The 12545-nt window shown below is 31.4% G+C and carries 11 protein-coding genes; 6 read left to right on the top strand and 5 right to left on the bottom strand.

Annotation, left to right across the window (positions count from 1 at the left end; translation table 11 throughout):
• Positions 1-104 precede the first annotated feature (104 nt).
• Complete coding sequence (locus RXO53_RS03920; RefSeq protein ID WP_410712954.1) at positions 105-761, top strand: hypothetical protein; 657 nt, start codon at positions 105-107, stop codon at positions 759-761.
• 3 nt (positions 762-764) lie between these two features.
• Here the strand turns inward: RXO53_RS03920 and RXO53_RS03915 are convergent, their stop codons facing one another.
• Positions 765-1763, bottom strand: a complete 999-nt coding sequence (locus RXO53_RS03915) for an AbrB/MazE/SpoVT family DNA-binding domain-containing protein (RefSeq protein ID WP_410712953.1) — start codon at positions 1761-1763, stop codon at positions 765-767.
• 163 nt (positions 1764-1926) lie between these two features.
• On the opposite strand from RXO53_RS03915, the gene glnA reads away from it, so the two are divergent.
• Complete coding sequence (gene glnA / locus RXO53_RS03910; protein WP_410712952.1) at positions 1927-3282, top strand: type I glutamate--ammonia ligase; 1356 nt, start codon at positions 1927-1929, stop codon at positions 3280-3282.
• A gap of 26 nt (positions 3283-3308) precedes the next feature.
• On the opposite strand, the gene RXO53_RS03905 is transcribed toward glnA, so the two are convergent.
• Positions 3309-3548, bottom strand: a complete 240-nt coding sequence (locus tag RXO53_RS03905) for a ferredoxin (protein ID WP_410712951.1) — start codon at positions 3546-3548, stop codon at positions 3309-3311.
• A 150-nt stretch (positions 3549-3698) separates the two neighbouring features.
• Between RXO53_RS03905 and RXO53_RS03900 the strand changes: the two genes are divergently transcribed.
• On the top strand, positions 3699-4475 hold the full coding sequence (locus RXO53_RS03900; RefSeq protein WP_410712950.1) for a proteasome assembly chaperone family protein: 777 nt from the start codon (positions 3699-3701) through the stop codon (positions 4473-4475).
• A gap of 14 nt (positions 4476-4489) precedes the next feature.
• Positions 4490-4960, top strand: a complete 471-nt coding sequence (locus RXO53_RS03895; protein ID WP_410712949.1) for an Hsp20/alpha crystallin family protein — start codon at positions 4490-4492, stop codon at positions 4958-4960.
• Positions 4961-4963: 3 nt separating this feature from the next.
• Here the strand turns inward: RXO53_RS03895 and RXO53_RS03890 are convergent, their stop codons facing one another.
• A complete protein-coding gene (locus tag RXO53_RS03890) occupies positions 4964-7021 on the bottom strand; it encodes a heterodisulfide reductase-related iron-sulfur binding cluster (protein WP_410712948.1) in 2058 nt (685 codons plus the stop codon).
• A 171-nt stretch (positions 7022-7192) separates the two neighbouring features.
• Here RXO53_RS03890 and RXO53_RS03885 point away from each other — a divergent pair, with 171 nt between their 5' ends.
• Together RXO53_RS03885 and RXO53_RS03880 are read left to right on the top strand one after the other, a co-directional pair.
• Positions 7193-9997: a DNA-directed DNA polymerase I gene (locus tag RXO53_RS03885; protein WP_410712947.1), complete on the top strand. Its 2805-nt coding sequence runs from the start codon at positions 7193-7195 to the stop codon at positions 9995-9997.
• A gap of 77 nt (positions 9998-10074) precedes the next feature.
• Complete coding sequence (locus RXO53_RS03880; RefSeq protein WP_410712946.1) at positions 10075-10578, top strand: hypothetical protein; 504 nt, start codon at positions 10075-10077, stop codon at positions 10576-10578.
• Between the two features lie 67 nt (positions 10579-10645).
• On the opposite strand, the gene RXO53_RS03875 is transcribed toward RXO53_RS03880, so the two are convergent.
• On the bottom strand, positions 10646-12136 hold the full coding sequence (locus tag RXO53_RS03875) for a sodium:solute symporter family protein (protein ID WP_410712945.1): 1491 nt from the start codon (positions 12134-12136) through the stop codon (positions 10646-10648).
• Between the two features lie 6 nt (positions 12137-12142).
• Positions 12143-12358, bottom strand: coding sequence for a DUF3311 domain-containing protein (locus RXO53_RS03870; RefSeq protein ID WP_410712944.1), 216 nt, complete (start codon positions 12356-12358; stop codon positions 12143-12145).
• Between the last annotated feature and the right edge of the window lie 187 nt (positions 12359-12545).

Here is a 12545-nt window from a genome sequence, read left to right as displayed (position 1 = left end):
AAAGGGAAGTTTGCCACTATTTTTAACATGAAGAAATTATAATTCTATTAGCTTTAAAACTTACTTTCTTCTCAAAAATAGTGAGGAATAGAGGGTGTAATTTTATGGAAAAGAAATCAAGATATTTAATAATTATATTAACAATAGGGCTAATACTAACAAACATCCTTTGGGTTATTTCATATTATCAAACCAATAATTCATTAAACAAATATAAAGAAAATCTAAATCAATCTCTAGCATTAATTAATAATGCCTCTAAAGCAATAAATTACTACCAAACGGAGCTTAATGCAACGAAAAAACTATTAAATGTTACTACAACTTTGCTATCATTATATAATAAAACACTGGTTATAGAAATGACAAAAGACAAGCTTTCTCTTATAAATAATAGTTTAACAGAATATAAAATAGCCAAGTATTCTTTTAGCACTGCTGTTAATTTAACATTTGGTGCAATACAAAATAAGACAGGTAGTTATAACTTAACTCTAGCAAAAACCTATATAAACATAACTTATCTAGCCTTAAATCAAATTTTATTTAATGGAAAGCTAATGAACTTGCCAAGTAATTTTACTTCTAACATTACAAATGCAATAAGCATTGTTAATTCTGTTAACAATATTATTAATAATTTATCTAATGGTGGAAAACCAACGCTTGGTGATGTTACAACCCTAAATAATGCGCTAATCCTTTATAATTATTATCTGCTAAGCTCTGAATATATAATGATTAAAAATATTTATAAATAAAAATTATTCAGAATATTTTTCAAATATAGAATAACATAGTAAAGTTTCTTCAACATTATTTACTATTCTCGCTATATTTATTATAGATGATAATAAATATCCAAAAACACCCGATGTATTTTCAATTATTTCCTTCAAACCATCTTCTAAACCTAAAATAGTTTTGAGTTTCCAGTAAGCTTCCTCTTCTTTCTTTATGCTTGGAGGATTAATGCTTGATGTAGAAGTAACTATGGAAACCTCTAAAAGCTGCAATAAAAACTTAATCCTTTCCTTCTCATCTTGATCCAGATAGTCTGAAAGGTTGACTAAATCAAGAGCTAGCCTATATAAAGAATCGTTAGCTAATATTAATAAACCAACTGCAGCTGATAATAACCTATTTACATGCTCATCGTTTAAGCCTTGCCCATGACCCTTGCTTGCTATTCTTAACAACTTATAGCTATAAGATTTCATTTCTTCATAGTTTGACTCTATTTCTCCATATAAAACTTTTGCCCCATCTAAATGCATTGTTAATTTTGATAATAAAGAACTTAAGCTCCTCCCATAAATTAATAGCGTGTCCACAACGCTTACGGGCCTATCTTTGAAATTAATAGCAAATTCATATTCACTCAGTAAACCTGATTCAGTAAAAGAAAGCTTTTCAGCAACCTGGCTTACCTTTTCCAATACGTCATTCCTAAACGGTCTATTTGAATATAAAACTATCGAATCTAAACCAGAAATATAAGAGCATAAAACTATTCTACCGGCATGTTTACATACATTATTATGCTGAGTAGAAAAAGATGCCTTTAAAATTGATCCATCCTCATTAGGTGAAATAATTAACCTATCGCCATCCTCATAGACTGAAACTAGACTTCCAACACTAATCCTGTGCTTCCTAGCCCATGATCTAGGAATTGTAATTATCATGGAAGAAGTACCCAACTTTTGAACCTTCCTCATAACTAGTTTATTACTATCTTCCATATCTTCTATTTCAGTCAAAAATGCTCACCGTGTTAATATAGTAAGCAACAGTTTAAATATGTATACAGTTAATAAATAAAAATAGTATCTCTGTATATATGTATTTATGTTAAAAAAGAGTGATTAAAGTGGAAAAATTTATTAACCTATAAAATAAACTTTATCTTGCCTGTGAAAGCGTTTGAGTGCGGCAGGCATAGAATTTGTGGATTTGCAATATATAGATTTAACAGGTTTTTTAAGATCAGTAACAGTTCCCTATAAATCATATATAGAAAAGCTACCGAATTTTGTTGGTGCATTTGATGGAAGTAGCGTAGAAGGATTTGAACCTATAAACAAAAGCGACATGTTTCTTAAAGCTGATGAAAAAACCTTTTCAATACTTCCATGGAACGAAAAGAAATCAAGAGTTTTAACAGAGATATATAATTCATATGGCAAAAGATACGATAAAGATCCAAGATATATAGCTAGCTTAGTGACAAACTATATAAAAGAACAAGGTTTTTCACCTTTAGTTGGAACAGAAGTTGAGTTCTTCCTATTTAGCTCAGTTAAAATAAATGTTGAGAACCCAATAAAAGGTATTGGTTATAGTTTAAGTTCGGTTGAACAACCATGGGATAATGATACTTTATCGTTGAGGACAAAAAAAGCCTACCATTTTTCCCAGCCAAACGATAAACTTGCTGATGTAAGAGAAAAAATAATAAATTCATTTAATAAAATGGGTTACGGCTTTGAGGCTTCTCACCATGAAGTTGCTGTTTCTCAAAATGAAATAAGCGTTAAAGCTGGAGATCCATTATTTGTAGCTGATGAAGTAATAACATTTAAATATGTTGCAAGAAATATAGCCTTAGAAAATGGGCTAATACCTGTATTTATGCCAAAACCATTATTTGGAGATAATGGAAGTGGCCTTCATTTTCATTTAAGCCTTTGGGACTTGGATATGAAGAAAAATTTGTTCTTTGATGAATCATCAAACAACTTGTCGCAATTAGCCAGGTATTTTATTGGAGGTATTCTATATCATGGAAAAAGCTTAGCTGCAATTGTTGCTCCTACTACAAATAGTTATCATAGGCTTGTCCCAGGATACGAGGCTCCTGTTTATTTGGTTTGGGGCCATAGTAATAGGAGTGCTGCTATAAGAATTCCAGCTACTGGGGGAAGAAGTAAACTAACAAGGATTGAATTCAGAAGTCCTGACCCAACGTGCAACCCGTACTTTGCATTATCAGCTACATTACTAGCAGGAATTGATGGCATTAAAAAGAAGATTGATCCTGGAGAACCATATGAAATGGATGTGTATGAAATACCTAAAGATAAGCTTTCAGAAAATGTAAGCGTTTTACCAAAGAGTTTAGACGAGGCTTTAGATGAACTAGAAAGCGATAACGAATATCTCCAGCCAATCTTTAGTAAAGAGCTTATTAATGACTATATAGAAATTAAAAGGAAGGAAAGCGATACAATAAGGATGATGCCAAATCCATACGAAATGTATATGTATATAAATCTTTAAAAATAATTTAATTTTTTCTATTTAGCTTAAGCCGGTTCTACGTGTATTATTTGTGTTGGACAACTTTGAACAGAAGCTTCTACGCAATCCTTAAAATCATCGGGAACAAATCCTTCGTTTACATTGTTTGGATCTTTCCTCCACTTTCCAATTACATTTGATTTTCCATCTACGTCTGACATCTCAAATACGTCTCCGCAAAGACTTACACACACCATATCAGCTATGCAATTATCCCTAGGCTCAATCCATACTCTCAAAGTCATACCTAACCACCTGCAACATTTATCTCGTGTCTTTATATCAGTATAAAAATTTTTTAGTATATTTTATATTGAATTATATGGTCCTCATAGAAGTATGATATATAACAAATTTAATCTACGCTTTTTACTATATAATTAAGGTGTAAGAAGTTGAGCTATTCATTAGAAGAAGAAATTTTAGGGTATCAATTTATAGAATATGGAGAGTTTGGTAGGCCGAAATACCTGATACTTGGTTTACCTGATGCAGGTATAGTTGGACCAATAGCAGCAAGTCATATAGTTAGATCATTAAAGCTTTCAGATGTTTTAGGAATAGAGAGTTATGGTTACATACCTCCTGCAGCCATAATCCAAGGATCATCAATAAAATATCCTATGAGAATATATTCTAACGGGGAAGTATCTGTTCTAATTACTGATGTCCCACCAGTTCCTTCGGGTATAGTTCCACTAGCATCGGCTATTGTTGAATTTTCTAGAAAAAGAGGAATAGATCATATAATAAGTATAAGCGGTATAGGAAATCCTTCGAGAGCAGAGATTGATAAACCAAATGTGTATTATCTAACTACAACCCAAGAGTCTCTAAAATTAATAGAGCCTATTCAAAACGATTTAAAGCCTTTTCCAGACGGCATAATAGTTGGGCCGTACGCTATTATATTAAAAGAATCTGTTAGGAGAAAAGTCAATAATCTATTATTATTATCTGATGCCTTTACTGAAATACCAGACCCTGAGGCAGCAGCCGAGATAGTTAAAATAATATCCTATATAATAAACATAAAAATAGACGTTTCACAATTATTACAAGAAGCTGAAACATTAAGGCTTAGGTTACAGGGCTTAGCTAAAGAAACAAACGATGTTTTGGCTAAAGTAGGAAAGGGATATGAGTACAGAACACCCCTAATATATAGCTGAAAGGGGTGTTACAGTTGTCATATGATTATTTTGAAAACATTAGAAAGAAAATGCTAAAAATGCTAAAAGATGTTATGAAAGAAACCGATGAAATAGATGCTTGGTTTGAAAGTTTACTAAACGACCTAGAAATTTCTTTAAGCCCAAGCCAACTCTTTAATGAAAGATTTAATGAAGCGTCTCAAGGCTATTTAACTCCAATAATAAGTATGCACGATTTTAATAACGAACTTCTTATAACAATTGATCTTCCAGGAAGCGATCCCAACACAATAGATATAGAACTTTTACCCGATAAAATAACAATCGATGCACAAATAAAAGAGGAGGTTGCAAAAAATGCATTTGGCCAGGCGTATTGGGCAAAGAAAATTAATAAATATAAAGGAGTTTACCCCCTACCTTATTTAATAGATCCAAAGTCTGCAAAAGTCACTAAAAAGAATGGAATGATAATAATAAAGGTTAAAAAGCATAATCAATAAAAATTATTTGTTTTCTAAGGACTCATTTAGAATTTCTGCAATATCCTTAACATTGAACCCAAACTTTCCTGATTCCCCTCTAAACATAGTGTTGCAGAATGGACATGCAACAGCAACAACTTTATTATTGGATTCTCCTAAAGTTTTTGAAGCTTCTTCTGCCCTCATCGTTGATATCCTTTCCCCTCTTTTAATTTCATAGAATAATTGACCGCCTCCACCTCCACAACAAAAGCTATTTTCTCTGTTTCTAGGCATTTCTTTAATTCTAAGCCCATTAACATTATTAATTACTTCCCTTGGTTCATTATAAATTCCGTTCCATCTTCCTAAGTAACAAGGATCGTGATAAGTTAATGCATAATTTAGCTCTTTATTTGGCTTTATTTTCCCTTCCTTAACTAGCTTCGATAAAACTACACTATGATGTTCAACTTCTAGCTTTTCTAACAAATCTGCATAACCCTTTGTTGACTCATCCTTAAGTAACAAACTCTTGTATTTCTTATAATTATTTTTAAAATTATTAAATCCATGAGGACAGTTAAGCAAAAGTTTCTTAAATTTATATTTACTTAATATCTCTAAGTTCATTTTTACATATTCAACATATAAAGCTTCATCTCCAATGCTTCTTGCCGGTTCTCCACAACAACCCTGTTCAAAGGGTATCCCGACTTTATATCCAGCATCTTTCAATATTTTTATTGTTGATTCTGCAACAGGCCTTATTCTTGGATCATAGCTCGTGATACAACCAATCCAATATAAATAATCATACTCTTCTCCTTCCTTAGCAATAATATCGTCTCCAAATTTCTGTGCTAATTCATTAAACCACTGCTCTTTTTCAACAGGGTTCATACCCATTGGATTCCCGTTTTGCTGCAACCTATATAATGCATTTAACGCATCCTCAGGTATTTCTTGAGAACTTGTACTTATCATACCTCTTCTTAAATCTATTATGGTATCTAAATGATGTATAGTAACTGGGCATTCATAAACGCAAGCACCGCAAGTAACACAACTCCATATAGCTTCAGGATTTACTTGGATTACTTTATTTCCTATAATATTTTCATCCCACATTCCTTTGTGCATCATATCTTTCATGTTAATAATTACATCCCTCGGTGACAATATTTTACCAGATATATTTGCAGGGCATGCATTTGTACATCTCATGCAGCTTGTACAGGAATCATAATCTATTCTTTGTTTCCAAGAAGTATCTGATAATTTAACAATACCTACAGGCTTCCCTTTTTCTATCTTTTCATCTATATCGATAACTGGTTTAATTCCATCTGGAATACCACCTTCCCTTTTTAGAGATACATTTACTGCAGCCGGATATATGTGCCATAAATTAGTATAAGGTATTAATGCCATAGCTAACATTGCCAAAGACATATGGAAAAGCCATAAACCCCTATAGATAACTTCTAGCTCTGATATAGGTACAGTTCTTGACCATAAGAATACTAGATATCCTATTGGGTCAAACCAGCTAGACTCCCATGTATATCTGTATGCAACTGCTGCTATACCATCAACTAGAAATCCAGTTATTAAAATTACTAAAAGCATTCCTAAAACTAAATAATAGTACGGGTCTTGAGGTAAATTTTTAGTTAACTTAAGAGACCTTCTTATTATAGCTATCACTATTCCTACAATTGCTATAATACCTGCTATGTTTGCAAGAAGCTTATAAACATAAAAAGTATCGCCTGTTAAAAAGACTATTATATGTGCATTAATAGCTCTAAGCGTCGTTGTAACGGCTAGCCAACCTATGCCATAAAATATCAATGCATGCATCGTCCCTGGAAACCTTTTCCTTAATATTTTCCATTGAAATATGACGTATTTAACAAAGTTTTTAATTATATAACCTGGAGTGGGATATTTTATTCTTTCATTTCCATAAGTCCACCTTTTATAGCCCACATATGCAGAATATAAAAGAATTATAGCAACTATTGTACCTAACCCATATACTACAGCTTCATAACTCTGTACCCAAACAAAATTGTAAATACCTATATACGTCACTCTTTACACCTTGTTCACTTTAATTTTAAACTAAATATTACTATAAAAATTTAAAACATTAAGCCCTTAAAGATAAATACTAAAATAAATTTAAATATATAAGAAAATTTTTATTTAATAAATTTTTATTTAATAAAACAATTTTAATCCTAACTAGCTATTATATTAGGGGTGCAGGCCCTGGTAACAAAAAAGCAGAGAAATATCGACGATTTTATGGAAGACTTAAAGAAAAAGATGAGCTCATCCCAAGATAGCAATAAAGAAAACAATATTAACAAAAATAAAAAAATAGGGAAGTTTAAAGACTTGACAGATTACATGTATAGCAATGAAAATGCTGAAATTAATGCTTTAAAATTAGAAGACAATGTTATAAATACTACACCAAAAGAAGAAAATAAAATAATAAAGCATGAGGAAATAAAAAATAATGAAGAAGAGTTTAGTATTACTAATAAAAATTATAATGAAGTATCGAATTGGTGGTTATACCAAGAAAACAAATATTATAGCAACGCTTCTGGATACCTATTGGAAGTAAGATATGAAGGAGATATAGGCAAAGCCGTAGCATTAATTTATGATATAAACGAAGGAAAAATTAAAAAGTGGGTTGATAAAACTGGCCACAAACCATATTTATTAACAGATATGAGACCTGATGAAGGGAATAAACCTCCTATAGATTTGAGCAAGTATAAATCTTTTAGCAACTATGCTTATGTAACGAAGAAAAATCCATTAACAAATACAGATATAAAATTAACAAAAATAATAATGGAAGACCCGTTATCCGTAAAAAATATAAGGAATTCACTAAAAGAAAAAGGTTTTAACGTTTGGGAAGCAGATATAAAATATTTTTTAAATTATATTTATGACAATCAATTGATACCAGGAATGCCCTATGATGTTAATGAAAAGTGGATAAAAAAAGCTGCGAAAATCGATAAAAGTATGTCAGATTTGATAGATAAGAGCTTTCCAGATAATATAAAGGAACTTGCTTATTTATGGTTGCCTGTATTAGAAGAAAAAGCGCCAGATATTGAAAGAGTTGCAATAGATATAGAAGTTTATACCCCAGAGGGAAAGTTTCCTAACGCTGATGAATCTTTTTACCCAATAATTTCCATATCTTTAGTTGATAACAAAAACAACAAGCAATTATTAATTTTAAACAGAGAAGGATCAAAAATTAAAGGAAGCCTGCCTAATGCTGAAATTGAGATTTTTGACAACGAAAAGGCGTTGATTTTAGAAGCAATGAGAAGAATAAGTAAATACGCAATTATTGTAACATTTAATGGAGATAATTTTGATATACCATATATCTATAATAGGCTAATAGAGCTAGGCGTTAATCCTAACGAAATACCAATAGTTTTTCATCAAGACTACATAACTTTTCAAAATTCATTACATCTAGATCTTCACAAGCTATTCGATATAAAGGCTTTACAGACATATGCATTTAATAACAAATATAGAGAAAAAAGCCTTGACTCAGTTGCAGAGTCTCTCTTAGGATCATCGAAACTTAAACTAAGTAGCAACATTAATGATATAAGCATAGATGAGCTTGCTAACTATAATTTGCAAGATGCAATATTAACGATATCATTGACAACTTTTTCAAATAATCTAGTTTGGAACTTGCTCATGCTTTTAATGAGAATAAGTAAAATGGGATTAGAAGAAGTATCAAGAACCCAAGTTTCCGCATGGATAAAAAGTACATTGTATTGGGAGCATAGAAGGAGAAACTTACTCATACCAAATAAAGAGGATATATCAAAAGGTCAAGATAAAACTAGAAGCACTGCAATAATAAAAGATAAAAAATATAGAGGCGCTATAGTTTTATCCCCCCCTCAAGGGGCTTATTTTAAAGTTTTGGTTTTAGACTTTGCTAGCCTATATCCTAGTATAATAAAAAATTGGAATTTAAGCTATGAAACAGTAAATACAAAAAATTGCGACGGCAATAAAATACAAGTCCCAGAAGTGGGCCATGTAATATGCATGAGCAGAAGAGGCATTTCAAGCGAACTTGTAGGACTATTGAGAGATTTTAGAGTAAATATATATAAAAAGAAAAGTAAGGATAAAAACATATCGGATCAAGAAAGAATTTGGTACGATACCGTACAGGCAGCTATGAAAGTTTATATAAATGCAAGCTATGGAGTTTTTGGAACTGATACCTTTAGCCTATACAGCCTCCCTGTTGCAGAAAGTGTTACAGCTATAGGAAGAAATATATTAAAAGATACCCTTAATAAATCAAAAGAACTTAACCTTCACATATTATATGGAGATACCGATAGTCTATTCTTATGGGACCCCCCAAAGGAGAAGCTAGAAGAAATAATCAAATATGTCAAAGATAAATATGAGCTTGATTTAGAAATTGATAAACAATTTAAAATAGTCCTTTTCAGCGGATTAAAGAAAAACTATATTGGTATAGATGATTCTAATAAAATTACAATAAAGGGACTTATAGCCAAAAAAAGCAACACACCAGAGTTTATTAAATTAGAGTTTCAAAATGCTTTATCTATTTTACAAAAACTTAATGGGCCTGAAGAAGTAGAAAAAACCCTTAATGAACTTAAAGATTTAATTCAGCAAATATATCAAAAATTAAAGAAAAAAGAGTATACATTAGACCAGCTTGCGATAACAGTTATGTTAAGCAAAGATCTTAGCGACTATGAAAGAAATACTCCACAACACGTAAAAGCAGCAATGCTGTTAAAAAAAGAAGGGCTTAACATATCTAAAGGAGATGTAATCTCATTCATAAAAACGAAAGATAAGATAGGAGTAAAACCGGTTAGATTGGCAAAGCTGTCTGAAGTCGATACATCAAAATATATTGAATATATAAGATCAGCATTAGAACAGTTCTTGCTAGCCTTTGGCGTTCAATGGGACGAATTAATAGGAATCAAAAAATTATTTTAAATTAAGTTAGATTATTTAAGCATTAAAATATCTTTATTTAAATACCTTTTTCTAACCTAATCAAGAAGGTGAAAAATATGAGCTTTGAAAAAGGTAGCAATTACAAAATTGTATATAGGAAATCAAATAAGGGAGAGTTTATTTTATTTAAGAGTAATTTACAACAAAAAAGAGAAAAAATACTTATAAAAATAGGAGGTAGGAATATAGAACAAATTTTTAATCATATAGCAAAGGTTTTAAAAGAAATGAATTTAATTGAAAATGAAAGTGTGTCAAATAATTATATAACTTATAGATTAAATCAAGAAATAGGTCCAATTGTTGGAGGTTTTTTAATACTAATCAGAAGAAGCAGAGAGCCTTTAGAATGGATACCTTACTTTGGGGATCTATTAAAAGGAGAAAAATACATGGGTTCGAAAGAAGTCCTTTACCATATATGGTTTTTAGGATTAGATTTGAGCCATGAAGTAAACAAGAAGTTAAATATGAAATATGAATTAAATCCAAAAGTCTTAGATGGTATAAGCGCTGGAACTAAAATTATAGCTAAAAAACTTTGGAAAATAATAAAATAATTGAAAAAGTGGATGATGACCGATTTCGGCCTGATTTAATGAAGAGCCGTGTGAGGGCTGACACATTTTATTTCTTTATAGCAAATCTAATTAAAGTACCTATAGCAACTATAGCAAGGTTTATGCCTAAACCTATTATTCCTATAAATATAGGATGGCCAAACAATACATAAGATGATGAGCTTAAAGTCTTAAAATGGTTTGTTAAAAGAACTAAATATATAGATGTGATTAATGAAATAAACCATCCAACAATTAGCGAATATTTATCTAATTTGCTTGTAAGTAAGCCTATAAAAACTGCTGGTAATGTTGTTAATATTATAATACCACCTAAGAGTTGAAGTTGAACAGCATAAGTTAAAGGAGTTAAAAATACAAACGCTAGAGCAATAAATTTGAAAACAACTGAAGCCCACTTAGATATTTCAGTTTCTGTTTTCGGAGAAAGATCCTTCTTTAAAGGCTTAATTATATTTCTAGTCAATAGATTGGCCTGAGCTATAGCCATTATAGCAGCTGGGACTAGACCTCCTACAAATATACCCAATAAAATTATTGCAGCAAACCAATTAGGAAAAGCCGTTACAGCAATGGCTGGTATTGAAGCCAAGCCCGATAATACTTTAGTTATATTTAAAGCGCCGGGATCAGAATAAACCAAGATTCCCATTAAAGCTAGTACAGCTAAACCAATTCCATATATAGGTAATAAGGCTGTACTCATTCTTAACTTTGACTTCGTTTCTGCACTTAGAGACCCATTTACAGCATGTGGATATAAATACAAAGCAAGAGCACTTCCTAAAAATAAACTAACATAAGCTGAAGCAAACGTAGGTTTAAGAGTTTCTAGACCAGATGCAAAAGCGTGAGCCTTTGCAGCATCTGCAAAAGCTGTAGAAAAACCGCCATATTTTAATGGAACTACTACAATCAGAGCTATTACAGAAATCCATATTAAAATATCTTTAAAAACGGCACCAAGCGTCGCACCCCTCAATCCGCTAGTGTAAACAAATGCAGCTAATATAATGAACGAGATTATTAATGCCCATTCAGATACGGCTTTTACACCAGAATAACCAAACAACATAACAGCTAGAACAGCTCTCATACCATCTATTTGTAAGGCTATATAAGGCAATTCTGCTATTATACCTGTTAAGGCTATAAGCACAGCTAATGTTTCACTATTGAAAGTATCACGAACAAAATCGGCAGCTGTTATATAACCTTTTTGTCTTGATTTCTCCCATAAAATTGGCATAAAAAGCATTGCTATAGCAAATGTAATAGAAACATAGGGAACTGCGAAGAATGCAAGACTTCCAGAGGCATACTCTAGCGAAGGTATTGCTACAAATGTATAAGCCGTATATAAATCAGCCCCTACCAAAAACCAAACTAAAAAAACTCCAAGCTTTCTACCCGCTAAAGCCCATTCATGAAGCTGACTTAAATCTCCTTTTCTCCACCTCGATCCGTAAAATCCCAAAAAAACAAATACAACAAACAATACCCAAAACACTATCCAGCCTTCAAGCCCAAATACCATTATTGTTCACCTTTTATCCCATAGATAAGCTGCTATTGCATATAGTATACCGGAAATGCCTAGCCATAGTGTTTGATACCAATAAAAGAAAGTTAATCCACCAATTGTTGGGTTTACCTTATTATAAGTTGGGTATAAGAAGTAAGCAAAAAATGGTATAAGTATCAATATTGCTATAACAATAATCCTTCCGGAACTTAGATTTTTATTTGCGTCCCCCATAAAACTCACCATTGCTAATAAAAATTATATGCAAACCACTATAAAAATTTTTCTATTAATAAAATAACTATAAAGCATTTTAGAAAATACTATCTTATTGCTTGATTTGCAGAATCTTTCTAAAATTCTCATTATTCCCAAAAGAAAAAATTTAAACAAAATCTATAAACTCTTTGATAGAGAGTTC

It is taken from the genome of Caldisphaera sp. (assembly GCF_046536515.1).
Lineage (GTDB): Archaea > Thermoproteota > Thermoprotei_A > Sulfolobales > Acidilobaceae > Caldisphaera.
This window is presented reverse-complemented; position numbering and strand designations above follow the sequence as displayed.